Source organism: Bacteroidota bacterium, assembly GCA_035506275.1.
Lineage (GTDB): Bacteria > Bacteroidota > Ignavibacteria > UBA10030 > UBA8401 > JAGVPT01.
Map to the genome: position 1 here is coordinate 1 of DATJPT010000003.1, position 24,250 is coordinate 24,250.

The 24,250-nt window shown below is 52.8% G+C and carries 23 protein-coding genes; 16 read left to right on the plus strand and 7 right to left on the minus strand.

The genetic code is table 11. The features are described from left to right. Both VMF88_01295 and arr read right to left on the minus strand, forming a co-directional pair. A partial coding sequence (locus VMF88_01295; protein ID HTY09680.1) for a hypothetical protein occupies positions 1 to 264 on the minus strand: 264 nt, incomplete at its 3' end. Positions 265 to 566: 302 nt separating this feature from the next. Then, complete coding sequence (gene arr / locus VMF88_01300; GenBank protein HTY09681.1) at positions 567 to 1,004, minus strand: NAD(+)--rifampin ADP-ribosyltransferase; 438 nt, start codon at positions 1,002 to 1,004, stop codon at positions 567 to 569. 288 nt (positions 1,005 to 1,292) lie between these two features. Between arr and VMF88_01305 the strand changes: the two genes are divergently transcribed. Continuing rightward, positions 1,293 to 2,252, plus strand: coding sequence for an integron integrase (locus VMF88_01305; protein ID HTY09682.1), 960 nt, complete (start codon positions 1,293 to 1,295; stop codon positions 2,250 to 2,252). Between the two features lie 113 nt (positions 2,253 to 2,365). Here VMF88_01305 and VMF88_01310 read toward each other — a convergent pair whose 3' ends face one another. Further along, positions 2,366 to 5,890: a discoidin domain-containing protein gene (locus VMF88_01310; protein HTY09683.1), complete on the minus strand. Its 3,525-nt coding sequence runs from the start codon at positions 5,888 to 5,890 to the stop codon at positions 2,366 to 2,368. Between VMF88_01310 and VMF88_01315 the strand changes: the two genes are divergently transcribed. The 15 genes from VMF88_01315 to VMF88_01385 all read left to right on the plus strand — a co-directional run bounded on the left by VMF88_01315 (position 5,871) and on the right by VMF88_01385 (position 19,397). Beyond that, on the plus strand, positions 5,871 to 6,209 hold the full coding sequence (locus tag VMF88_01315; GenBank protein HTY09684.1) for a hypothetical protein: 339 nt from the start codon (positions 5,871 to 5,873) through the stop codon (positions 6,207 to 6,209). The two genes, VMF88_01310 and VMF88_01315, sit on opposite strands and share 20 nt — an antisense overlap. Beyond that, positions 6,190 to 7,191, plus strand: a complete 1,002-nt coding sequence (locus VMF88_01320; GenBank protein ID HTY09685.1) for a Gfo/Idh/MocA family oxidoreductase — start codon at positions 6,190 to 6,192, stop codon at positions 7,189 to 7,191. The genes VMF88_01315 and VMF88_01320 overlap by 20 nt, the downstream gene beginning before the upstream one ends. Positions 7,192 to 7,264: 73 nt before the next feature. Then, positions 7,265 to 9,670 carry a glycoside hydrolase family 31 protein gene (locus VMF88_01325; GenBank protein HTY09686.1) on the plus strand — a complete coding sequence of 802 codons (2,406 nt, stop codon included), beginning with the start codon at positions 7,265 to 7,267 and terminating at the stop codon, positions 9,668 to 9,670. A gap of 10 nt (positions 9,671 to 9,680) precedes the next feature. Further along, complete coding sequence (locus VMF88_01330; GenBank protein HTY09687.1) at positions 9,681 to 9,908, plus strand: hypothetical protein; 228 nt, start codon at positions 9,681 to 9,683, stop codon at positions 9,906 to 9,908. Between the two features lie 60 nt (positions 9,909 to 9,968). Continuing rightward, entirely contained in the window at positions 9,969 to 11,069 is a 1,101-nt protein-coding gene (locus VMF88_01335; protein HTY09688.1) for an ATP-dependent 6-phosphofructokinase, read from the plus strand. A 117-nt stretch (positions 11,070 to 11,186) separates the two neighbouring features. Beyond that, positions 11,187 to 11,402, plus strand: coding sequence for a hypothetical protein (locus tag VMF88_01340; protein ID HTY09689.1), 216 nt, complete (start codon positions 11,187 to 11,189; stop codon positions 11,400 to 11,402). A 61-nt stretch (positions 11,403 to 11,463) separates the two neighbouring features. Further along, positions 11,464 to 12,435 carry an aldo/keto reductase gene (locus VMF88_01345; GenBank protein HTY09690.1) on the plus strand — a complete coding sequence of 324 codons (972 nt, stop codon included), beginning with the start codon at positions 11,464 to 11,466 and terminating at the stop codon, positions 12,433 to 12,435. A gap of 87 nt (positions 12,436 to 12,522) precedes the next feature. Then, positions 12,523 to 12,855, plus strand: a complete 333-nt coding sequence (locus VMF88_01350; GenBank protein HTY09691.1) for a DUF971 domain-containing protein — start codon at positions 12,523 to 12,525, stop codon at positions 12,853 to 12,855. Positions 12,856 to 12,911: 56 nt separating this feature from the next. Then, the gene (locus tag VMF88_01355; protein HTY09692.1) at positions 12,912 to 14,273 is read left to right on the plus strand and encodes a pitrilysin family protein; all 1,362 of its coding nucleotides are present in this window, start codon (positions 12,912 to 12,914) and stop codon (positions 14,271 to 14,273) included. Between the two features lie 44 nt (positions 14,274 to 14,317). Beyond that, complete coding sequence (locus tag VMF88_01360) at positions 14,318 to 15,778, plus strand: pitrilysin family protein (GenBank protein ID HTY09693.1); 1,461 nt, start codon at positions 14,318 to 14,320, stop codon at positions 15,776 to 15,778. A 78-nt stretch (positions 15,779 to 15,856) separates the two neighbouring features. Then, on the plus strand, positions 15,857 to 16,390 hold the full coding sequence (locus tag VMF88_01365) for a CBS domain-containing protein (GenBank protein ID HTY09694.1): 534 nt from the start codon (positions 15,857 to 15,859) through the stop codon (positions 16,388 to 16,390). A gap of 14 nt (positions 16,391 to 16,404) precedes the next feature. Next, entirely contained in the window at positions 16,405 to 17,001 is a 597-nt protein-coding gene (gene aat / locus VMF88_01370; protein HTY09695.1) for a leucyl/phenylalanyl-tRNA--protein transferase, read from the plus strand. A gap of 91 nt (positions 17,002 to 17,092) precedes the next feature. Then, positions 17,093 to 17,986 carry a phosphoribosylaminoimidazolesuccinocarboxamide synthase gene (locus VMF88_01375; protein HTY09696.1) on the plus strand — a complete coding sequence of 298 codons (894 nt, stop codon included), beginning with the start codon at positions 17,093 to 17,095 and terminating at the stop codon, positions 17,984 to 17,986. 80 nt (positions 17,987 to 18,066) lie between these two features. Further along, positions 18,067 to 19,170, plus strand: a complete 1,104-nt coding sequence (apbC, locus tag VMF88_01380; GenBank protein HTY09697.1) for an iron-sulfur cluster carrier protein ApbC — start codon at positions 18,067 to 18,069, stop codon at positions 19,168 to 19,170. Then, positions 19,170 to 19,397, plus strand: a complete 228-nt coding sequence (locus tag VMF88_01385) for a NifU family protein (GenBank protein HTY09698.1) — start codon at positions 19,170 to 19,172, stop codon at positions 19,395 to 19,397. The genes apbC and VMF88_01385 overlap by 1 nt, the downstream gene beginning before the upstream one ends. A gap of 80 nt (positions 19,398 to 19,477) precedes the next feature. Here VMF88_01385 and VMF88_01390 read toward each other — a convergent pair whose 3' ends face one another. From VMF88_01390 to VMF88_01405, 4 genes are all read right to left on the minus strand, one after another. Next, the gene (locus VMF88_01390; GenBank protein ID HTY09699.1) at positions 19,478 to 20,146 is read right to left on the minus strand and encodes an ATP-binding cassette domain-containing protein; all 669 of its coding nucleotides are present in this window, start codon (positions 20,144 to 20,146) and stop codon (positions 19,478 to 19,480) included. A gap of 20 nt (positions 20,147 to 20,166) precedes the next feature. Then, positions 20,167 to 21,162, minus strand: coding sequence for a 4-hydroxythreonine-4-phosphate dehydrogenase PdxA (gene pdxA, locus VMF88_01395; protein HTY09700.1), 996 nt, complete (start codon positions 21,160 to 21,162; stop codon positions 20,167 to 20,169). Further along, positions 21,159 to 22,379, minus strand: coding sequence for a GWxTD domain-containing protein (locus tag VMF88_01400; protein ID HTY09701.1), 1,221 nt, complete (start codon positions 22,377 to 22,379; stop codon positions 21,159 to 21,161). The genes pdxA and VMF88_01400 overlap by 4 nt, the downstream gene beginning before the upstream one ends. 163 nt (positions 22,380 to 22,542) lie before the next feature. Beyond that, positions 22,543 to 24,081, minus strand: a complete 1,539-nt coding sequence (locus VMF88_01405) for an FAD-binding oxidoreductase (protein HTY09702.1) — start codon at positions 24,079 to 24,081, stop codon at positions 22,543 to 22,545. Positions 24,082 to 24,250 lie beyond the last annotated feature (169 nt).

Here is a 24,250-nt window from a genome sequence, read left to right on the forward strand (position 1 = left end):
CATAGTTTTTCGATCTAGGTGCGCCTCTATTGTTATCAGAAGATTCCTCCAAACCCAGAAGACCGTATCCGCTTGGGCGTGTTCAAGAGGCAAGATCAAGGTGAGCCTATGCATTCCTTCCGTTGCTATAAATTGATATCCAGCCGTCATAAAGAGACTGTCACTGTATGCGCGGCATTCGCCGAAGGTTGTGGTGTCACATTTACAAATTAGCGAGTCTCCTTGAAATCCAGAGGAAAATGCAAGAGTAACGCCAACTGCCATTGGTGGAGATGTGACCTCCGACCTGTTGCATCCACAAAAGGCTATGAGGGTAAGGAAGATGATCGCGTAATTTGTCATTTGAACGCTATCGAGAGTTTCTTGATTTGTGCCAACCGCCTAACGGACCGGCGCTAAGCTGACGGCGGCGAACTGATGGCGCCATGTAGTTCGGTGCGCGGATGTTCCAGAATCAAGTTTCGTTGCGGCCAACTGCCGCGCGGCGTAGACGCAGACTGTTTTATCCGCAGCTTCAGCGCCTGGTTAGAACGCACACATCGGGCTGGGCATTGGCAGCTCGGGAACTAATTGATAATTTCTCCTCTAGAATGGGGTTTGACATTCGCCAACTTGTCGCGCCATTTTTGGAGTTCCTCAGGTGTTTGTCTTACCCAATCTGTAACTTCGCCAACAATTTTCAATGGAGCTTTGGTGCGATATGATCGTGTCGGATTACCCGGGAATTTTTTGTCGGTAACGTTCGGGTCATTTTCAAAAATCCCAGTCGGTTCGACGATATAGACACGTTCGCGTCCTTCGCCTTTGGCCAAGGCCGCAGCAAGTCCCGCGCCATTTACCAAGGCTGTAAAATAAATGTGATTCATTATAACCTCTGGGTTGTAATTTGAATTGAACCCAGCTGTCAGCAGATCGCCAACCCGCAAATCCGCTTTCGTCCCGTGGTAGAAGGGGCCATTGTCTAAAACGTCAGACACGCCAAGTGTAGTAATTGTGTCTTTCATTCTTTAGTGCTGTGTTATGAGCATCTGGCTGCAATGTCCGCTAATTGTTCGAAAATCGATACAGCATGTTGTGCGTTCTAACTATGTTTAGATTGTGCGAAGCAGGTATGTGCCCTGATTTGATTACATAGACTGCTCCCCGCAGTATACTATAATAGTGGGGGATTGCCCGGAAGGATATTGCATGCCCCCTCGCTTTTTTCTGTGAGTTTTACTATCTTCCCATTGTTACAACCGCAAAACTACTGCATTCCGCTGTAAAATGCAACTTCACAAAGGGGGAGTCCAATGGAAAAAGGAAAATTGCTCGACCAGGTTCGGTCCCGTATGCGGCTTCGGCACTTCAGCATGCGAACTGAACAAGCATATCTTTATTGGATCAAACGATTTATCCTCTTTCATCATAAACGACATCCGCGCGAAATGGGGGAGAAAGAAGTTGAGGCGTTCCTCTCTAATCTCGCTGTTATCGGAAAGGTCTCTGCATCAACACAAAATCAGGCGTTCAATGCACTTCTTTTCCTCTATAGAACAATCTTCGGACGTGAGCTTGGCAATGTTGCAGACGTCGTGCGTGCTAACCGGCCTCGCCGGCTTCCTGTCGTCTTTACAAGAGAAGAAATGCAGGCTATCCTCGCACGGCTGCACGGGACAAATAAATTGATCGCTAGCCTGCTCTACGGGTCAGGCTTCCGTCTGCAGGAGTGCCTTAAGCTCAGGGTCAAGGATATCGACTTCGGAAGGGGACTTATCATTGTGAGGGAAGCGAAAAGAAATAAAGACCGCATCGTCCCTCTCCCCGAAAAAATCAAAGAAGAACTGAAGCTCCATTTAAGAATGGTAACGATCTTGCACGAGCGTGATTTGATGCACGGGGAAGGGGAGGTTATGTTGCCGGATGCGCTCGCGAGAAAATATCCGGGCGCGGGAAAAGAAATTGCCTGGCAATACGTTTTCCCCGCTTCGAAACTCTCGGTCGATCCCCGCACCAAGAAAAAAATGCGCCATCATCTCGATGAAAGCGCTGTGCAAAGAGCGGTGAAGGAAGCGATCACCCTCACCTGCCCCCGGAAGAATGGCAGTTGCCACTCATTCAGGCACTCGTTTGCAACGCATTTGCTCGAACAAGGGTATGATATCCGTACTGTGCAGGAACTGCTCGGACACCAGAATCTGCAGACAACGATGATCTATACTCACGTCCTCAATAAGGGGGGGCTCGCCGTTCTGAGTCCGCTGGATCGATAGGGCCCGAATTTTTTGTTGGCTGCCATGAAAGCCCAAAATCACGAGAAAATATCTAAAACTTTTCTAACTCGTCTTACCGGCTTAGTGTCATTGTGGCAATACAACGATTCCTGCTATTGGATGTTGAACCCTTCAATTTCAACGTCGGGTTTCTCGCCGCGCGTGTCGGCATCCTCAATCTCTATAGTGATCGTCCGTTTCTCGCCCGGCATCAACGAGAAATAGTTATCGCTGAAGATCGCCGGCAGAATGCGGTCGCGGCTTGCCGACCTGACAGCTTTTAATTTTATCATTAATGCCGGCTGTGCATTGGCGTTTCCGATCTCTGTAGTCAGACGCCATCCGCTGCCTTCTTTCACGGCTTTTGTATCTGCTCGCAGCTTTACTTTTGGCAATCCTCGAACGGCTTTCAAGTCATCTTCCTTTACTCCGCGCCAGTAGAGATTCTCCGAAATCACATTTGAGCCTCGTGAAAGCTTGAGCCTGATGAAATATGTGGAGCTGAGCCCTTCGGGATATTCGAGCTTATAGCAGCGGACAGTCTGATCCTCTGAACAATCAAGCCTTGTTGTCTTTTCTTGTTTCACTGAGCCGTCGAGATTGATCAATTGCATCGTCGCTGTGAGTCCGGCTCCATTCTCAAGGCTGTAATTCACAACCTCGATGCTGTCGGTCAGCGCATTCCATTGAATATGGAGCGGCTCATTCGCCTTCCTGCATCCAAAATATGCGGCAGTGGGCTCAAAATAGTAGTCGTAGGTATCCCAGACCATCGAAGGCCATGCCGAATGACTCATCCACAACAACACACCCATCCTGTTCCTGCTCTGCGCTTCGAACATTCCCCTGTATCCCTGGTAGTTCACCCACTGGGCCAGCATGAGCCAATCTTTCACGTTGTCAACAGGACCGAAGTGATCGGTAATTTCTTGGATGAAGGACAAACCATACTGCGCGCTTTCAAGGTTGAAATCATGAACGCCCCACATCCTTCCGATCGGCCACAATGTTGAGTCCGGAAGCATTTGCGTCAGGCTCTCGTATGAAACCATATTCGGCATGCCTATTTCGCTGTGCAGTTTCTCCGTCGCTCTTTTTTCAAAATAGAATTTCAACGGCATAGCACGGTACGGCCCGCCCCCGCTCACCGGGCCGAAAGAAGAGCTCGAAACATAATGAAGGCCGGGATGCAGCTGCGGCAACAACGCTCTGTTCGCTGAATCGATCGGCTGCGGCGGATTCCCTTCGTTCCGTCCGCAATATAATCCGATCGAAGGATGATTGCGGATGCGCTTTACAAAATCGACGACATTCCGCATGAACATCCCGTTATCGTTCGGGTCGGGACCGTCCAACGGATTGGCAAGCCAAAAATCCTGCCAGACCATGATGCCGTACTTGTCGCAGGCATCGTAAAAGGCATCGTCGCCAATTTGGCCAACCCAGTTCCGGATCATCGTGAAATTCATTTCTTTATGATACCGCACTGCTACGTCGTATTCTCTCGCCCGATAACGAAGCATCGACTCGGAAAATCCCCAATTTCCCCCTCGTCCGATAAAACGTCTTCCGTTGACCCAGATCTTCAAAACATCGCCGTCTTCGGAATAGGTCATTTGTCTGAGCCCTGTTTTGAACGATTGCGAATCCGATACACTTTTGTCCGCGGTCGTGAATTCCAGTTTCACATCGTAAAGACTCTGTTCGCCGTATCCGTTCGGCCACCAGAGTTTTGGATTTCTCAAGTGGAGGGAAGGACATACCGATGAATTGAAATGTACCGTTTTTGATTCCGATGGATTCAGTAGAATCACCTGTTCGAATTTTGCGTCGCCAACGCTTCCCTGTATTGTCCCTTCTTGTTCTTTGGCTGTATGATTGCGGAGAGTTACTTCGACGTTTACATCGGCCGATGATGTATCGGGAAGAGGCAGAGTGGTCGAAACGAACGGGTTTTCGATCGTCACTGCACCGGTTGTCGTGAGATAGACGTCACTCCAAATCCCGATCTCCCGTCCCCGGATGGTCGGGATCCAATCCCACCCGATAGAGGCGTGAAACGTTGGATTGTCGGCGCCGAGTTCGCCGCCGTTGGCATCGTGGCTGAGTTTCGTCTGCTCCTTTACAAATCCTGGCGTGTCGTTTTTCTTGACACGAACAGCTATGACATTTTTTTCTCCCGGGTGAATAATGTCAGTGACATCAAATTGTGCCCGCGTAAATGCTCCTTCGATCGATCCGAGTTTTCTCCCGTTCAGATAGACTTCTGCCTTCCAGTTAATTCCATTAAAATTGAGAAAAGTCTTCTGCCCCTGAGTGGAAGAGGGGGGAATAAATTCATCCCGATACCAAAAGTCAGACCAAAAGAATGAATCGGAAATGAGAAGCTGGTTGTCGGCAAAGTTCGGATCGGGGAGAGCGCCGTCGTTCAAATAACTCACAAGCACTGTCCCCGGAACAGTCGCGATCATCCAGTCATGATCATCGACACCCGTTTTGGAAAGCGATTCGCCGTCTCCCCTCACTAACGATTCGCGCTGGAGTCTCCATCCCCCTCCTGCAAGATCGACTCTTCCATTTTTTGCTGCTGACGCGGAAGGATGTGCAACAGGAACCGGTCCGCCGGTGCCAAAAACTTCCATCTCGCTCAGAATATATCCGTCGGCGGACTCCGCTTGCTTCATCATCACTCTGACGTATCTTCCCTTGACTGATGAAACGAGTTTGATGTCGTCGGTCTCATTGTTCTCAGAATGTTGAGGGATCGCCGCTATGTCATTCCAGCTTGCGGCATCGTCGGATGATTGGATCGTTCCGACTGTGGCCCGGCGTATCCAGCTCAATACGACTCGATCAAACGTACATTCTGCGCCAAGATCGACATAGACCCATTCATCCTGTACACTGCGACTCATCCATGCACTGGTGAAGCTGTATGGTCCGCCAATCTCTGCATGTTTGCGGTTGCGCAGCATCCCGATTTCTCCTACCGACCAGCTCTTTACGTTCGGTGAGATCATGTTGAGACGATAAAAGCTGAAATGAGCGGTTGAGGTTGGTTTGATCGAATAACTGAACGACCGCAGGTTCGGAGGGGAGACTCTCCGCCAGTAGCCGGTAAGGGAGTCGCCGGGCAATGAATCGCCGCTTACCATGCCTATCTGCCGCCAATTTTTTCCGTCGTTCGAGCCGGTTACGGAAATTTCCCAATGCCTTACCGGGAGACTGTCAACGAGAAGGTTGCCGGTGAGATAAATACTGTCGATGTCTGGTATGAGGCTGTTTCCTGCAAGCTCGATCTGAATCCAGGCATTTCCGCCATCCACATTTTTTCGCGTCATCGGATTCCTGTCGATCACCCACCCGCGCTCGTTCCTTTTCAAAGGCCCTTCACTGCTTGTGGTGACAATAACCCATCCCGGCAGTTTCGTCTCTTTTATACCGTCGGTAATGAGCTGCGCCGTGCAATTGAAATCGTAGCTGCTCGATTGGTACGCCGGACGATGCAGCGCGAGATTCCGATAATTCATTGCGTCGATTTTCATTGACGGAGAGAAATCAGCATTAACCTCCCCGGGGTAAATGCCGACGCCCCGTGTGTATTCCTGTGCCTGAATCGTGAATAATGAAGCGCTCATCGACATGGCGATGAGAATTGAGACGGCGACTTGTTTGGCGATGATCATAATGGTGGATCGGGCCGAGTGGCAGCAAGGGTTGATTACAGAGCAAGATGAATATACAGATTCTTGCGTAGTGTACGCAAGTATTTCTTGGAAGCTGAATGTCTTCTTCCAAACCGGCCTTCAATATGAAACTTCGTTCGTTCTCTCCGTTATTGATTCTCTACCCCTTTTTCCTGATATTGTTTCCCGAGAATTCAATCTGTCAACAAACTTCCTGATCTTCATCAGCCGGACATTTTTCCTTCCATCACATGAAATCCTCACCGTCTAAAATTCGCTATGGCATTCTCGGATTAGGGCTGTTTGCAGAGCGCGCCATCGCGCCGGCGATCCGGGCATCATCCAATTCAGAATTGATCGCGATCCAAAAGCGCTCGATGGCCGCTGCAAATGCCAAAGCCAAAGAGCTCAGCATTCCACTGGCCTTCGACTCTGTGGAAAAATTGGTCGCACACAATGACGTCGATGCGGTCTACATCGTTTCCGCGAACGCATTTCACGCTCCGTCGGCGATCGCCGCAGCCCGCGCGAAGAAGCACGTGCTTGTCGAAAAGCCGATGGCAATGAATGCTGCGGAGGCCCGGAAAATGATTGCCGCCTGCAAGCAGCACCGAGTGAAGCTTATGGTCGGACACATGCTGAGGCTCTCGCCATTGGTTCGCCGCATGCGCGACATCGTCCAGTCGGGAATGATCGGCGACATTACTGCGGCGCGAGCGGATTTTGTCTACGACGGCAAGATCAGCCATCGAACCTGGCTCCTGGACCGAAAACTCGCCGGCGGCGGTCCTGTCTATGATATCGGAGTCCACGGCCTCGACACGCTCCGGTTCATCTTGAACGATGAAGTCGTTTCGGTCAAAAGCGATCTGTCGCCTCGTCCGACCGCAAAAAAAACGGAAGAAAGCGCCAATATTATTCTGCGGTTCTCGCGGGGAACTCTTGCTTCCATCTACTGCTCGTTCGCTGCACCCCTGCGAAGGACATTCATTGAATTTATCGGGACAAAGGGAATCATATCGGCATACGGCTTTACTCAAAACAATGCCACGATTTCCCTCCGAACGACGATGGGGATTGATGGAAAAGAACAGCCGCCCGCCATTGAAGAGGTCGTTGTGCCCAATCTTTATATAGAGCAGATCACCAGATTTTCCACCGCAATAATAGAGGGGACAGAGCCGTATGCGCCGGGCAGCACCGGATTGAAAAATCAAATCGTGCTTGACGCAGTGATGAAAGAAGGAAAATGAGTAAGTGCATCGGCATGAACATGCGGAGATCATTTCAATGAAGTTTCATCTCTTAATCGCGGGACTTTTTGGCATGGCACTCACAACCGTTACTGCCGGATGGAAAACCATCGGGGATGCGCAACTTGTGCTGAACTCCGACCAACAGCTCGTCGTGAACTGCGGCGAGGCGGAGGTCCAGATCACTCCGTTCGCCGACGACATGGTGCGCGTCCGCGTGGTGCGCGGCAGCGCTTCTAAAGAACTCGGATCATGGGCTGTCGCGAAAGAGAAATGGGATCTCCCTGCTCATCAATTTGTCCAGGACCAAAAAAGCATTACCCTCACACTGAAGGATCTTACCGTCAAAATTTCGAAATCCCCGCTGAGAATCACTTTTCTTGCACCGGATGGAGAGATCATCAATCAAGACGACTCGTCCAAAGGAATGGCGTGGGACGGCGATCAGGTCCACGTTTGGAAGACGATGCCGGAGAACGAATTCTATTACGGCTTCGGCGAAAAGACCGGCAAACTCGACCGGCGCGGGCTGGCAATGACGAATTGGAACTTCGACATCCCCGCATATACCGCGGGCACCGACCCAATCTACCAGACGATACCGTTCTTTCTCGGCATGAAGAACGGAAAGTTCTACGGGATATTCTTCGATAATACCTTCCGCAGCTCGTTCGACATGGGGAAAGAATCCGAACGGTATTATTCATTCGGCGCGGAGGGGGGAATGATCGATTATTATTTTTTCTATGGTCCGAGTCCGAAGAAGGTGATCGAACGCTTCACCGAACTGACAGGGCGCATGAACCTTCCGCCAAAGTGGTCGATCGGGTACCAGCAATGCCGCTGGAGTTATTATCCCGAATCGAGAGTGCGCGAGATCGCAGAGAATTTTCGCAAGCGCGAAATCCCGTGCGATGTCATCTATCTCGACATCGATTACATGGACGGCTTCCGCTGCTTCACCTGGAACAACAAAAATTTCCCCGACCCCAAGAAAATGATCTCTGACCTGAAGGCCGATGGGTTCAAGATCGTTACGATCATCGACCCGGGCATCAAACAGGATTCGTCGTATTGGGTTTTTAAGGAGGGATTGAAAGGGAAGCATTTCGTCCTCAACCCCGACAGCACGCTGTTCATCGGCCCCGTTTGGCCCGGTGATTGCGCCTTTCCCGATTTTGCAAATTCGCAGGCCCGTGCTTGGTGGGGGACGCTCTATAAGGATCTCGTGAATACCGGGGTCAAAGGATTTTGGAATGATATGAACGAGCCGTCGGTCTTCGATGTGCCGACGAAGACGTTTCCGGTCGATGTTCGCCATAATGTCGACGGAGAGGTCCGCACTCACGCTGAGATCCATAATGTGTTCGGCATGCAGATGGCCCGCGGGACGTACGAAGGACTGCGCCGGCTTGATCCGAACGAACGGCCGTTCGTGTTGACGCGTGCCGGTTACGCAGGCACGCAGCGTTACTCGGCGGCATGGACCGGCGACAACGTGAGCAGCTGGGAACATGTCGCGATGGCGATCCCGATGTGCCTGAATTTCGGATTGTCCGGACAATCGTTCGTCGGCCCGGACATTGGAGGATTCATCGGCACGCCGACGGGCGAAATGTACACCCGCTGGCTGCAGTACGGCGTCTTTCTTCCGCTTTGCCGCTCGCACTCCGTGCGCGGAAGCATCAACAAGGAGCCTTGGGCATACGGCGAAGCGTACGAGAAGATCAATAAGAAATTCATCGAACTCCGGTATCAACTGCTGCCGTTTCTCTACACTGAATTCTATAAGGCGTCTGTCTCCGGCGTGCCGATCATGCGGCCGCTTGTGCTCGAATTTCCCGATGATAAAACGACCTACCGCATCGACACGCAGTTTATGGTCGGAGAGAATATTCTGATCTCTCCGGTGCTGGAAGCTGGCGCGAAGACACGGTATATGTATTTGCCGAAAGGGGATTGGTACGATTTCTGGACAAGGGAGAAAGTGACAGGGGGAAAATGGATCGACGCAAACGCTCCACTCGACGAGATGCCTATCTTCATCCGCGCGGGCGCCGTTGTGCCGATGCAGCAGGTGATTCAATACACCGACCAGGCACCTGCCGATCCGCTGACATTCGAAATTTTTCCTTCCAGCGAAGCGAAAGGCATATGCTACGAGGATGATGGAATCAGCTTCGACTATCAAAAAGGAAAATACAGAACTGTCGGTATAAAGGCCGCCGTCCAGGGGGGAGAAATTGCGATCACACGTTCTGCCGCAGAAGGGGAGTTTGTTCCCGGCCAACGTTCCGTTGTTTTCGCGGTCAACGGCGTTTCACAGAAGCCGGCTTCAGTGACGTTGAGCGGAAAACGAATTGCAGAAGTGCCGTCCCTGGCAGGCGCGAATGAGGGCTGGGTCTATGACCTATCACTCCAACGGTTGAGTGTGAAGACGCAGGACTCCCAGAATCAGATCGATGTGTCCATAAAATAAGAGAAATTCGATGACATTACGGATCGTGGAACCCGCAGGCGTTGCTGATGAAGGATCCTGCCATCATCGCAGCACAGTGTCATGGATTCTCCCGAAGGGAAGCCCCGGCATTCGCCGCGCTTGGACAAAGCTGGATGCCGAGTATGTTTCATCCGGGTTGACCGCTGAAAGCATTCAAAAAATCAGTGGTCAAACGAGAACGCTCCCTGCCTCATTTCCCCTTTACGATGTCCGATAAATTCCGTACATTAAAGCTTGAAAAAGAAATACCTGTTCAATTAAAAATGAAGGATTATACGTGGCTGAAAAGAAAGTGAAGCGAGTTGGAATTCTCACCGGAGGAGGCGACTGCCCCGGACTTAATGCTGTGATCCGGGGCGTTGGCAAGTCAGCGATCAATGATCACGCATTGACGGTCGTCGGCATTGAAGACGGTTTTGAAGGTTTTGTGGAAGGGAAAATGCACGAAATCTCCCGGAGGGAGATCTCAGGGATCATCGGTCTGGGAGGGACGATCCTCGGCACATCGAACAAAGGGGACCCATTCCATTATCCGACGGAGGGAAATGACGGAATTGAGATCGTCGATGCATCGGCGCGAACGCTGAAACACTATAAAGGATGGGGGCTCGACTGCCTGATCGCGATCGGCGGCGACGGCACGATGCACATCTCCAACAAGCTGGGGGAAATGGGGATGAACATCATCGGCGTCCCGAAAACGATCGACAATGACCTCGAGGCGACCGACCAGACGTTCGGCTTTGATACAGCTCTGTCAATCGCGACGGAAGCGATCGACCGTCTTCATACCACCGGCTCGGCGCATCATCGGGTGATGGTCATCGAAGTGATGGGGCGCTATGCGGGATGGATCGCGCTGCAGGCAGGGCTTGCCGGCGGAGCGGATATCATTCTTATTCCCGAGATCCCGTTCAAGTGGAGCTCCGTGTTTGAAAAAGTCATCGAACGAGGAACTCGCGGCAATCGCTTCAGCATCGTTTGCGTTGCGGAAGGCGCGAAAGCGGCGGATGAGGAAGTGGTGGTGAAAGAAACGGACATCAAGCGCACCGACCCTGTTCGCTTCGGCGGCATCGGCGAACACGTATCGCGGCGGATCACGACAGAGACCGGATTGGAATCCCGCGTGACGGTGCTCGGACATCTCCAGCGCGGAGGAAGCCCGACAGCCTACGACAGAATTCTTGCGACGCGCTACGGCACCAAAGCGGTCGAACTTGCTATGCACGGAAAATTTGCACATATGGTCAGCCTCCGCGGCCTCCATATTACCGCAGTTCCGATCGCAGAGGCGATCGCGCACCAGCGCCTCGTTCCCGTCGACGGGGAGATCGTGAAATCAGCCCGCGCCGTCGGTATCAATTTCGGCGATGAATAAGCAAAAGCCTTGTCTTTGTTGAAATGCAGTTTTGCGTAGGTCGGACATTCCTGTCTGGCCTATCGCCTAAGGCATGAATGCCTGAGCTGCCAATGGTTCTGTGCAAGGGAACGACTCATGACCCGCGTTGAACAACATGCGATGATCGGCGAGCTGAAAGATTATTCCCGCTTCATGAAAGGGAAGGATGCTTCCGACTTTGAAATGTTCGTCAAGCGCGATAAAGATGATGAAGATCTCGACGAGCTGTCTCAGCGCCGCCTCGAGTCTCTCTACGATATGTACAAAGCGATGCGGCCAAAGCCGAAGATGAAGAACCCGTTCGAGAAATAAGCCGTTTCCTTCGCTTTCCGTCCTCCAACATCCGCAAGACAATGTTCTTTGGAGCCCCGCTATGAAATTTCGTCCGTTAGGTAAAATTGGCATCAATGTTTCCGAGATCGGTTTCGGCGCTTGGGGAATCGGTGCAGACATGTGGAAAGGGTCCACCGACAAAGAGGCGATGAACGCCTTGCGGAAAGCGGTCGACCTCGGCGTGAATTTTTTTGACACTGCGCTCGCGTACGGCGGCGGGCACAGCGAGCGGCTTCTCTCCAAACTCTACCGGGGCATGAAAGGGAAGATTTTCATCGCAACGAAAGTGCCGCCGAAAAACCGTCAGTGGCCTGCGCGGCCGGGAGTTCCGTTCAACGAGGCGTTTCCCAAGAATTACATCATTGAGTCGGCGAACCTCAGTTTGAAAAATCTCGGCGTTGAACGGATCGATCTTCTCCAATTTCACGTATGGAGCGATGAGTGGGCAGACGTTGAAGAAATCTGGGACACGGTTCGGCGGTTGAAATCGGACGGGAAGATCCGGGCGTTCGGAATTTCCATCAACGACCACGAGCCGGAGTCGGCGTTGAAGGCCGCCAGAACCGGATTGGTTGATTCGTTCCAGGTCATCTATAACATCTTCGACCAGTCGCCTGAAGAAGAACTTTTTCCCTTCTGCCAGAAGAACAATATCGCCGTCATAGCGCGCGTTCCATTCGACGAAGGAGGGCTCACCGGACGCATCAGGCCGGACACGGTTTTTATGAAGGAGGATTGGCGGAATGATTACTTCCGCGGAGACAGAAAGCAGCAGGTCTACGACCGCGTCGAAAAATTGAAACTTCTCCTCGGCCCCGAAGCGAAAACGCTTGCTGAGTTGTCGCTGCGCTTTATCCTTTCGCGGCCGGTCGTCTCGACCGTCATCCCGGGGATGCGGACCATTCCTAATGTCGAGACCAACACCGCGGTTTCCGATGGCAAAGTTCTTTCAGAAAAATTGCTGAAAGAACTGAAGAAACACAAATGGCCGAGGAATTTCTACGGGGAATAGTACCAATCTCCCGTAGCGTTTCGCACTCTCACTTAGGAACTGAATCCGCCCCCTTTTTTTTTATTCCGAAATTGGCTACATTGAAACGTGCAGCCAGTTCGCGTACAACAGACCTCCACGCAGGACCTCTCGATCACTTGGAACGACGGACATGCCGGCCGCTACACGCTGCGGCATCTCCGGACATCCTGTCCGTGCGCTTCATGCAAAATCGAACGGGAAGAAAATCGAGACAAAGCCCTTCTTCCTATTTTCAGGGAGGGAGAGTTCCGGATTGCCTCAGCTGCCCCGGTCGGGCAGTACGCGCTGCAGATCGTGTGGGGGGACGGACATAGTTCCGGGATTTATCCGTTCAGCTATCTCCGAAGTCTGTGCCAATGCGAACAATGCTCTGTTCCCATTTCGTCGGATGCCCATTGATTCTGTCGGAATTATTCGCTCACCAATTTTTTGCCGATCCACTCTTCATTGGAGTTATGATGATAAAACTTTCTGGTGCAGTTCTGCTTGCTGGTGCGATGCTGGCTCTTGTGGCTACGGGCCGGGCAGCCGAACCGGGCACATCGAATGACATTTTCCCTTATCCCGTTACCAAGACAGTCCTGGACAACGGGCTTACCGTTCTCACGATTCCCTACGACAGCCCGGGGCTTGTTGCGTACTATACCGTCGTGCGCACCGGTTCGCGCAATGAGGTCGAGCCGGGACACTCCGGCTTCGCGCATTTCTTCGAGCATTGTATGTTCCGCGGCACAGTCAAATACCCGGCGGATAAATACAACGATATCCTGAAACGCCTCGGCGCTGATTCCAACGCGTTCACGACCGACGACTGGACCTGCTACCATATCGTCGCAAGCGCGGATGCTCTGGAGACGCTCGCAGATATCGAGAGCGACCGCTTTATGAACCTTAAATATTCCGAGGAGGCATTCAAGACCGAAGCCGGCGCAATTCTCGGCGAGTATAATAAGAATTACTCCGTACCGTTTCAGTCGATGTACGAGACGCTCCAGAACACTGCCTTCACGACGCATACCTACAAGCACACGACGATGGGCTTCCTCGCGGATATTAAAGACATGCCGAATCAATACGACTACAGTTTGAAGTTTTTCGACCGCTTCTACCGGCCTGAGAACTGCACCGTCGTTGTCGTCGGCGACGTGAAGAACGACGAGGTCATCAGGATCGTGAGGAAATATTATTCCGGCTGGAAGCGTGGAAACTATCAGGTGCAGGTCCCTGTCGAGCCGCCGCAGAAGGAAGAAAAGGTCGTTCATATGCCGTGGAAGAATCGGACGCTTCCGTACCTCATGATCGGGTACCATGTGCCGGCCTTCAGCGATGACGATGTGCAGCGGGCATCGCTCGACATTCTTTCACAGCTTGTGTTCTCCGAAAGCTCGCCGCTGTATCAATCGCTCGTCATTAAGAAGCAGCTTGTGGAATTTGTCAACGGCGGAGTCGATGACCATCGCGACCCGTTTCTGTTTACCGCACTCTCCCGCATAAAGGATGTAAAAGACGTCGACTCTGTCCTGGATGAGATCTACGCAGCCCTCGAGAACGCAAAAACAGTCCCGGTCGATGCGCAAAAACTTCGGGACATCAAGTCTTATATTCGCTACGCCTTTGCGATGCAACTGAACAAGCCGGATAACGTCGCCGTCACGATCGCGACCTATATCGCCTTGACCGGCAATTACGACTCCGTTAATAAGCTGTATGCCCTGTACGAAAAAGTGACTCCCGAGGATATCATGCATGCGGCGCAGAAATATTTCAGAAAAGAAAACCGTACCGTCGTCATACTCGAGCATGAGGCCGCCCAATGAACCTCCGCACTTGTTCCATTTTCGCCTTTATTTTCTCTTTTCTTATGAGCACACCATCAGTTGACGCACAGCAAGCGACCAGGATCACAGAAGTGTACGTCCCCAATTCACCGCTCGTCTCGTTCCGCATCGTCGTTCGCACCGGGTCGGTCAACGATCCCGCCGGCAAGGAAGGGTTGAACGCCCTGACCGCAGCGATGATCGGACAGGGGGGCTCGCAGTCATTGACCTACCAGCAAATCGTCGATAAACTTTATCCGTGGGCCGCGAGGATCTCTGCCCAGGCGGATAAAGAGATCACAACGATCGTCGGTGAAGTGCACCGAGATCACGTGCAGGAATTTTACGGATTGCTTTGGGAACTCGTCTCGGCCCCGCGGTTTGATGCCGACGATTTTGCGCGCAACAAGGACGATCAGCTTAATTATCTTAAGAATACCCTCCGCGGAAACGATGACGAAAACCTCGGCAAAGCCGGATTGAACCTGCTGATGTACGCCAATCATCCCTACCATGCCGTCGTGGCCGGAACGGTTCAAGGGCTCAACGCGGTTTCACTCGATGACGTGAGAACCTTCCACCGCGCGATGTATACGCAGAGCCGCATCATCTTCGGCATCGCCGGCGGCTATCCAAAGGAATTGATCGACCGGATCAAGAATGACCTTTCGGCTCTTCCCGCCGGGTCGTTCAGCGAAGTGCCGCTTCCTTCTCCTGTGCAACCGGTCGGAGTGGAGGGGATGATCATCCAGAAGGATAACCGGGCAACGGCCGTATCGTTCGGCTACCCGATCGATGTCACGCGTAAAGACAGAGATTTTTACGCCCTGCTGGTCGCGAACTCTTACCTCGGCGAACACCGGACGTTTAACGGCGTGCTGATGAACCACCTGCGGGGCGACCGCGGATTGAACTACGGCGATTATTCGTATATCGAGAATTTTATTCAGGACGGCGGATCGACCTTCCCCGACCCGAACATTCCCCGGCGCCAGCAGTTCTTCAGCGTCTGGATCCGTCCCGTCGAGCCCAAGAACGCCCACTTCGCTATCCGCGCTGCGATGCGTGAAGTTCAACTGCTCGTTGACAATGGACTGACGAAGGATCAATTTGAAACGACCAGAGACTTTCTGATCCATTATTCGAAGCTCTGGGTGCAGACGCAAAGCCGGAGGCTCGGCTATGTGATGGACTCCGAAGTCTACGGCATTCCGTATTACATCGACTATCTCGCCAAACAGCTTTCGTTGCTGACCGTTGATGATGTCAATGCGGCAATAAAGAAGCACCTGCAGGCCAAGAATTATTATCTGTCGATCGTTGCGAAGGATGCCGGTCCGCTCAGTGACGCTCTGCTTTCCAACGCTCCGTCGCCGATCCAATACAATAACCCGAACGTTCCGGCAGAGATTCTCGCTCAGGATAAAGAAATTCAAGTGCTGCCCGTCAACATCAATAAAGAGAAATTCACGATCGTCCCGTCGGGCGACCTTTTTGAGAAATGAGTCGCACGTTGTTCCGGAGCCAGAGAGTTACGAGTTTCCCGGGTAAGCGGCATCATAATTAACTTTGCGGAGGATGGCATGAGCACTCACGAACTTGATGATGAGCTGCAGGAGATGTTCGAGCACGAGAAGAAAGTCAAGAAGGTCCTGTCGAACGAGACGATCCAGCAGCCGATCAGGATTCTCGACCTGAGGCGCGCGCTCGTCGTCGACAGCGCCGCGGACGTCGGCACGACGATCGAGGCGATGCAGCAGCGCAAGACCGGGTCAGTGCTTGTGGTGAAGGATGGCCTGCTTGTTGGGATATTCACTGAACGCGACATCCTGATGAAGGTGGTCAATAAGAAAACGGATCTCTATAAAGTGAAGGTGAGCGAGTTCATGAAAGCTTCCCCCGAAGCGCTGCACCTCGATGACTCGATCGCGTATGCGATGAATATCATGTCGGTCGGCGGTTACCGCCATGTGCCGATCGTTGACGACCAGAAGAGGCCTGTCAGCATTCTTTCGGTAAAGGATGTCATTTCGTATATTGTAGAACATTTTCCGGACGAGATCCTCAACCTTCCGCCGAAACCTCTGCGCACGACCTCGGAACGCGAGGGTGCTTAAGTCTTTGTCAAGGTATGACCGGAGCGATTACCCGCGACTGCATTGATCCAAAGCTCCTTCTCAACGCTTATCGCAACGGAATTTTTCCGATGGCGGAGAGCAAAGAAGGAGAGATCTATTGGTACGAGCCGAAGCTCCGGGCAGTGATTCCGCTCGACGGTTTGAAAGTGTCGCGAAGCCTTCGGCAGACGCTGAGGAAAAAAGTTTACGAGATTCGCTTTAACACCTCGTTCGAGCAGGTCATGCGCCTGTGCGCCGACCGCGAGGAAACATGGATTTCGGAAACGATCGTTCAAAGTTACTGTGAGCTTCAGCGCAGAGGGCATGCGTATTCGGTCGAAGCGTGGCACGACGGTGCGCTCGCCGGCGGCCTGTACGGAGTCGCACTCGGCGGAGCCTTTTTCGGAGAATCGATGTTTAGCAGAATGAAGGACGCTTCGAAGTCGGTGCTTGTCGGCCTGGTCGAACGGCTCCGGCAGCAGCAGTTCGTGCTGCTCGATGCCCAGTTCATGACGCCCCACTTGAGGAGTCTGGGCGCGGTCGAAATTACCCAGCGTGAATATCTAAGCCGCCTCCGGTCGTCGCTCCGCCTCGAGCGTTCGTTTTTATAGCAGATGCATAGCCGAGATTTCAACACATATGGTTGCCTTAAATTAGCAATTCTTAATCCTTCATTTTCAAACTTTTAATTCTCTTTCATCCATGTCATCAGTCATCATCGAAACCAATTTTTCCAGGCTCCGCTTCGTCAAGCGCGGCAAGGTCCGCGATATGTACGACGTCGGTGATTACTTTCTCATCGTCGCCACCGACCGTCTTTCGGCATACGATGTCGTCATGCCTCAGGGAATACCCGACAAAGGGAAGGTCCTCACGCAAATCTCGAAATACTGGTTCGACCTCACGAAGGGGATCATCAAGAACCATCTTGTCTCGACCAACGTCGATGATTTTCCGGCGGAGTGCCGGCCGTATGCGGAAGAGTTGCGCGGCCGCAGCATGCTGGTGAAAAAGACGCGCCCGCTCGGCGTCGAGTGCATCGTACGCGGCTACCTCTCCGGGTCCGGGTGGGCAGAATACCAGGAGGCGAAAAGCGTTTGCGGCATAGCGCTTCCTGCGGGACTTGTCGAAAGCTCCCGCCTTCCCTCGCCGATCTTCACTCCGTCCACGAAGGCTGAACTCGGCGTTCACGATGAAAACATCACCTACGAGGAAATGGTGAAGCTCGAAGGGGAAGCGGTCAGCAAGAAGGTCAAGGATATTGCGATCCGGATTTTCAACGAAGCGTCCCAGATCGCTGAAGCGAAAGGGATCATCATCGCCGATACGAAAATGGAATTCGGCATACTCAACGACGAGTTGATCCTCATCGACGAACTGTTGACTCCCGATTCCTCCCGGTTCTGGCCGAAAAGCAAGTATGTCCCGGGGGGAAGCCAGCCGAGCTTCGACAAACAATTTGTCCGCGATTACCTGACCTCGATAAAATTCAACAGACGGCCGCCGGGACCGATGATGCCGGAGGAAATTATTCAGAAGACCGCTGCGTTATACAGAGAGGCGTTGCGGACGCTGACTGGAAAAAGCGTTGAATAAGTCATGAAGTCAATTGAAGCCGGAACTGTTATCGTCCGCTGGCACCAAATATTCAGTCTACCACGTCCATACTATATCGCATGAAATCACTTACTCAAGATAATGTGCTGGAGGCATTGCGCAGTGTGCATGACCCGGACCTTCGGAAAGATATCGTCGCTCTTAATTTTGTTAAAGATGTGAAGATCGCCGGGAACGATCTGCGCTTCACGATCGAACTCACGACCCCGTCGTGTCCGGTGCGCGACGAATTGAAGGCCGAATCCGAAAAGGCGATTCGCTCAGCAATTTCAGGCGTCGGTGCGATCGACATTGCGATGACCTCGAACGTGACGTCGCGCCAGGCAGTCCAGCCGAGTCCATTGTTGACCGGGGTGAAGAATACGATCGCTGTGGCCAGCGGAAAAGGGGGCGTCGGCAAATCGACCGTTGCCGTCAACCTCGCAGTCGCGCTGGCGATGGACGGCGCGAGCGTGGGACTGATCGACTGTGATGTTTACGGACCGAGCATTCCGCTGATGTTCAATATCAACGAGAAGCCGAAGCTCCATAATCAAAAGCTGCAGCCGCTGGAAAAATACGGCGTGAAGGTGATGTCGATCGGCTTTCTGGTCGACCCGATGCAGGCGGTGATCTGGCGCGGACCGATGGCGAGCGGCGCGGTGCGCCAGTTCATGTCCGACGTGGACTGGGGAACGCTCGATTATCTGATCTTCGACATGCCACCGGGAACGGGAGATATTCAACTGACGCTGGTGCAGCAGATACCGTTGACGGGTGCTGTCATTGTCACGACGCCGCAGGAAATATCCCTCGCCGATGCGCGCAAGGGCCTGATGATGTTCAACAAGGTCAATGTGCCGATCCTCGGCATCATCGAAAATATGAGTTACTTCATCTGTTCCCACTGCGGCGCACGCGAAAATATTTTTGATGCAGGTGGAGGAGCGAAAGCGTCGAAAGAGTTGGGCGTTCCGTTCCTTGGAGAAATTCCGATCGATACGAACATCCGGATCGGCGGCGATGTCGGACGGCCTATCGTAGAGTCCGACCCGAAGAGCGCTCAGTCGAAGATCATTGCACAGATCGCGCGCAACCTTGCGGCGCAAATCAGCATCAAAAATCTGACGCAGTCTTCGGCTCCGTCGATCGAGATTTCTTTAGGGACTGCACAGGCAAACTGATGGAAGAAAAAGTCTTGTCGACCCTGGGGCGTGTCCGTCCGTATTTGCAGATAGATGGCGGGGATGTAGAGCTTGTAAAGGTCTCCCCCGACGGGATCGTCGAGGTAAAGCTCGTGGGTGCGTGCGCATCATGTCCGATGTCGATCATGACATTGCGCGGCGGAATCGAGCGGGCGTTGATGCTGGAAATTCCTGAAGTGCGTAGAGTTGAGGCGGTTAACGGTTGAGAATATTTTATCGCGCACGCACATGGCCGCTAGAACTTCTGTTCCAAAAGACATGGTGAGAGCCTTCGTGGCCGATCTTCCTAATGCTTTAGCTTCACGTCGAAAACTTTCCTATCCTTGATCTGCACGATCCTTCCCTGAGCTTTCCTGACCAGATCATAATTGTGCGTTGCCATCAGCACGGCTGTTCCTTTTGCATTGATATCTTTCAATAATCGCAGAATTTCGAGCGATGTCGAGGGGTCAAGGTTCCCCGTGGGCTCGTCGGCCAGCAACAGGATCGGTTCGTTCACGAGCGCCCGTGCGATCGCAACACGCTGCTGTTCTCCACCGGAGAGCTGATGCGGCATACTGTTCCGTTTATGGCTCAACCCTACGTTCGCGAGAACGTTCAACACTTTCTTTTTGATGTCTGTCGAGCGCACGTTCGTGACGTACAGGGAAAAGGCGACGTTGTCGTAGACTGAACGGTCCTCCAGCAGCTTAAAATCCTGGAAGACAATGCCGAGCTTCCTTCTCAACAACGGGATCTGTTTTGACGTGATCCCGCTCGACGAGAACTTTCCGACCGTGACCGTGCCGGAATCGGGGAACAGATCCATGTAAAGGAGCCGCAGCAGCGTGCTCTTGCCGCTCCCGGTCGTGCCGACGAGGGAAACGAATTCCCCCGCATCGATCTCGAGGCCGACGCGGTCGAGGACTGCCTGCTTGCTGAACGAAACGGTAACGTTGGAAAGGCGAACCATCATGAAGGCCGACAGGTTGAGTATTATTTCTTTCTGTTGAGAACGATTGTCCGCGCCAGCTGGATCGCGGCATTCATGCTTCGCGGGTCTGCGATACCCTTGCCGGCAATATTGAACGCCGTCCCGTGGTCGGGGGACGTTCTGATGATATTCAATCCTGCAGAAAAATTCACCCCTTCATTGAAGCCGGTCATTTTCAAAGGGATCAGGCCCTGGTCGTGGTACATCGCCAGCACCGCATCATATTTCTTCTGTTCCGATGTTGCAAAAAATCCGTCAGCAGGAAAAGGGCCCGATGCGTTGATGCCTTTCTCTTTCGCTTTCAGGATGGCCGGTTCAATCACCTCTATTTCTTCAAGCCCGATCGCGCCATGCTCGCCTGCGTGCGGGTTGAGCGCCAGAACGGCAATGGAGGGCATCGCGATCCGGAAATCTCTTTTCAGCGATGCATCGATCGTCTCGAGCTTGTCGATGATCCGCTCCGCAAAAATATTTTCGGAAACTTTTTGGATCGGAATGTGGATCGTCGCGAGACCGACGCGGAAGGATTTTGCGATCAGCATCATCGTCACGCGGTTAGACCGGCTCAGCATCGCCAGCATTTCCGTCTGCCCCGGAAAGTTGTAGCCCGCAATGTGGAGCGATTCCTTCGACACCGGTCCGGTCACCAGCGCATCGACCTCTCCGTCGAGGCACATGCGGACGCTCCGTTCGACCGCCATTCCCGCGCAGATGCCGGCGTCGGGAGCCGCTTTCCCGATCTGAAGATTTTTCGCCGTGCCGTTGTAGGCATTGATCACCGGTACGGCGTTCGCCGCCACACGTTCCTTCGGCGACTGCACAGCAACGAGCTTCTTTTTGGTCTTCAGCCTTTTAGCGTAGTAATCGAAGACCTCCAATGAACCGACGAGAACCGGTTCAATGGTCTTGAGGAGGGGAGCGTTGTCAATATTTTTAAGGATAACTTCGGGTGCAATGCCGTTAAAGTCTCCGATGGTAAGCGCAATGCGAGGCTTCATCTGGTTCCGGATTCGATAAGTTTATAGTTCCCCTGGCGGCTCGGGTCTTCGAAAATGAATTGTTTGTTGAGCGAAGCATAGATCCAGGTTTCCCTCGGCGGTCCCCCCGGCGCGAGCGAGCGCTCAATGCTCGAGGGCTTGCCGTAGAGAATATAGACCTTGCCGCGGTCGGTCAGGACTCCGTTCTCTTCCTTGAGGGTCCTGAAATTTGAAAATGCATAATCAACTCTCCGGAAATAAACCGCCATCATCTCATTATACGCCGAACCCTGTACCGTATTCCGTTTCGCCCAAAAATCTTCGAACTTCTTGATCCTGCTTTCCCTGTTTCCGCTTCGGAGGTCGTCGTATTCGCTGTCGGTCGTTATGTATCTCATTGCCGTGACGGCAAAATCCAAATCGTACAATGATAACGGCATGTCCGTCCAGCGGACTGAAAATTCTTTGTTGACCGTTGCCGTGTCTCCGGCGGATATATGGATGTGCGCAGCATAGCGTCCTTGTCTCAGGCGGGAGGTGGCAAGAGGAAAATATACCGTTTCCATCGTCGCGCTGGAATCCAAGACATATTCCACTTTTTCCCCCGTTGTTTGTGCAAGCCGGAGTATGGCGTGGTGAAAAACGGCTGCGGCGGCCGCAGTATCTTCCTGGACGATCGTGCGATTGCTTCCTTCTGGAAGGAATTTTGTGAGCGAGTATCTCACGGAGGGAACCGCATCTCCGTCTTTCAGCGTGAGAAGGGTCCCGGCGTTCTTGGAAAGCTGCGAGGAATTGTTATCGTTGAGAGCCGCAAATCTTTTCACCTCGGCCGGATCCCCGACAGGTTCAACGAAGAGAGGCGTCGACTGGACCAGCTCACTTGCGCGGAACGAAGCGACACGCATGATTTGCTTTCGATCGCCGAATTCACGCCGCGATTCCTTGTCCTCCAGATGATAGAGGGAGGTAAATCGCCCCGGGTGAACGACAAAGGAGGCAGCCCCCTGGTAGTAATGAAGCCGCAGCTGCGTGCTTTCGTTGTCGTCCGATTGTAAGCTGATCGCCTGCACTTTGCGCGATACCGACGTGTCGGTGGAATCGATAAGCTCGATGAGAAGCTCCCCGTGAGCGCGGTATAACGGCCCGTCGGCCGAGAAATCTCGCGTAAAGACAAAAAAATCGTACCGTACTCGGTAGAGGATGTCCACCCTCACCATTCCCGAATCGGCGGCGAACATGTGGGATTCAAAGTTGATGACATCCTGGCCGGATTGTTCCCTTGACCGGGATTCGTCTCCATACCGTTCCCGTGAACGATCTTCCTCTTGGGATCGAAGCTGACAAAGGCTTCCCCAAAGAGAGAGCAATGAGACCACGGCAAAAAAAAGACCGATCCAGCGTCTACGTAAGTTTAAGGTCATGGAGAAAAACCCTGTCCTGCCTGCCGATTATTTTTTGTGGATTGAGAATGTTCTGCGGGTCGAGCGTTTGCTTGATTTCCTTGAATATGCCGTATACTTCCGGGCCGAATGCCTGCTCTAAAAAGGGCGTCCGGACAAAACCGTCGCCATGTTCGGCCGACAGGACCCCGCCGAGCTTGATGATAAGCTCGAAGATCTCCTGTGTCGCCTGGTCGATCCGCTCTCTTCCGGATTCCGTCGTGAGTTCTCCGAAAGTGGAGCAATGGATATGCCCCATTCCGGCATGTCCATAGACCGTGAAAAGGATGGAGTACTTGTCGAGAATTCTCTTCAGACCGTTGATGTACTCGGGAAGATTGTGAAGCGGCACTGCTCCGTCTTCTACCGTCGAAATTTTATGTTCATGGGTCGGGAGATGGTTGATCATGTCCGAAACCGTCTCGCGGACCATCCAGAGCGACCGGCGTTCGTCGTCGGTCTTCAGCGTGATCCAGTCGCTGAGAACGTTCGCTCGTTGCAGCGCCTCGCGAAGCGCGGCTGCCTCGTTTTGCATTCCCGCCGCATCATCCCCCTCAAATTCAATCAGAAGCATCGTCTGAAATTCCCGGTCGATGAACCGGTCGCTCGTCGGGCTTAAACCTTTGCCAACATCCGTATACGATTTATCGAGCAGCTCAAGAGCGGCGGGGGAGAATCTGCGGGCAATATGAATTGCCTCCGCCGTTGTTTGGTATGAATCAAAATATGCGGCGGCAGCGACGGCGGCTTTCGGCACAGGGAGAATATTCAACGTTGCTTCGGTGACGATCGCAAGGGTCCCTTCGGAACCACAGACCAGACGTGTCGCGTCAAAATGTCCCCCTTGGAGGGCTTCAAAAATATTGTATCCGCTCGAATATTTTTCTACCGACGGTTTGTGCTTCTCGATGGTTTGCCGATGTGTGGAAAGGATATCCTTCACCCGTGAGAACCGCACCGAACCTTCAGCGCTTAGACGGTTGTTCTCTTCGTTTGGATTAATGACGGCGGTATCGCCGTTCGAAAGGACCGTCGTCAGGCTTTTGATCTGGTTTTTTGTCGAGCCATACTTCAGGCCGTGAGCCCCCGCGGCGTTAGTGGCGACGATGCCGCCGACGGTGCACAGCTTCGTGCTTTGAGGATCGACCGGATAAAATTGTCCGATCGGAAGGAGGAGATTGTTGACGTCATTGAGGATACACCCTGCCTCGGCCGTGACAGAAGCGGTCTCTGTCGAAATCCGCCTGACGTGGTTCATATGTTTCGTGAAATCAAGAACCACTCCGAATCCCACAGCTTGTCCAACCAGGCCCGAGCCCCCCCCTCTTGGTATGACAGCGATCTCATGTTCGGAACAAACGCGAACGGATTGTTGAACGTCATCGATGGTCTTCGGCGCGATGACACCGATCGGCATTACCCTATACATGCACGTCGCGGTGCTGTACTCCGTCCGCCTGCCGACATCGAACCAGACCTCACCTGAAATTCGACTGCGCAATTCTCGTTCGACGGATTGAAATTGAGAGTACATAAATAAAAGATAGAAAGATGGCGCCGTAAACGCAAGGCAAGATCCACACCGGCGGGACTCATTGTTGAGCAAATGCCGGTCAGACACTCCTGTCTGACCTTTTACGCGGAGAGGCAGGAATGCCTGTCCTGCAAAC

Coding starts and splice junctions, on each gene's coding strand:
- arr (HTY09681.1), bottom strand. CDS start 1,004: ATGAAAGACACAATTACTACACTTGGCGTGTCTGACGTTTTAGACAAT.
- VMF88_01305 (HTY09682.1), top strand. CDS start 1,293: ATGGAAAAAGGAAAATTGCTCGACCAGGTTCGGTCCCGTATGCGGCTT.
- VMF88_01310 (HTY09683.1), bottom strand. CDS start 5,890: ATGAGCGCTTCATTATTCACGATTCAGGCACAGGAATACACACGGGGC.
- VMF88_01320 (HTY09685.1), top strand. CDS start 6,190: ATGAAATCCTCACCGTCTAAAATTCGCTATGGCATTCTCGGATTAGGG.
- VMF88_01325 (HTY09686.1), top strand. CDS start 7,265: ATGGCACTCACAACCGTTACTGCCGGATGGAAAACCATCGGGGATGCG.
- VMF88_01330 (HTY09687.1), top strand. CDS start 9,681: ATGACATTACGGATCGTGGAACCCGCAGGCGTTGCTGATGAAGGATCC.
- VMF88_01340 (HTY09689.1), top strand. CDS start 11,187: ATGACCCGCGTTGAACAACATGCGATGATCGGCGAGCTGAAAGATTAT.
- VMF88_01345 (HTY09690.1), top strand. CDS start 11,464: ATGAAATTTCGTCCGTTAGGTAAAATTGGCATCAATGTTTCCGAGATC.
- VMF88_01355 (HTY09692.1), top strand. CDS start 12,912: ATGATGATAAAACTTTCTGGTGCAGTTCTGCTTGCTGGTGCGATGCTG.
- VMF88_01360 (HTY09693.1), top strand. CDS start 14,318: ATGAGCACACCATCAGTTGACGCACAGCAAGCGACCAGGATCACAGAA.
- VMF88_01365 (HTY09694.1), top strand. CDS start 15,857: ATGAGCACTCACGAACTTGATGATGAGCTGCAGGAGATGTTCGAGCAC.
- aat (HTY09695.1), top strand. CDS start 16,405: ATGACCGGAGCGATTACCCGCGACTGCATTGATCCAAAGCTCCTTCTC.
- VMF88_01375 (HTY09696.1), top strand. CDS start 17,093: ATGTCATCAGTCATCATCGAAACCAATTTTTCCAGGCTCCGCTTCGTC.
- apbC (HTY09697.1), top strand. CDS start 18,067: ATGAAATCACTTACTCAAGATAATGTGCTGGAGGCATTGCGCAGTGTG.
- VMF88_01385 (HTY09698.1), top strand. CDS start 19,170: ATGGAAGAAAAAGTCTTGTCGACCCTGGGGCGTGTCCGTCCGTATTTG.
- VMF88_01390 (HTY09699.1), bottom strand. CDS start 20,146: ATGATGGTTCGCCTTTCCAACGTTACCGTTTCGTTCAGCAAGCAGGCA.
- pdxA (HTY09700.1), bottom strand. CDS start 21,162: ATGAAGCCTCGCATTGCGCTTACCATCGGAGACTTTAACGGCATTGCA.
- VMF88_01400 (HTY09701.1), bottom strand. CDS start 22,379: ATGTTCGCCGCCGATTCGGGAATGGTGAGGGTGGACATCCTCTACCGA.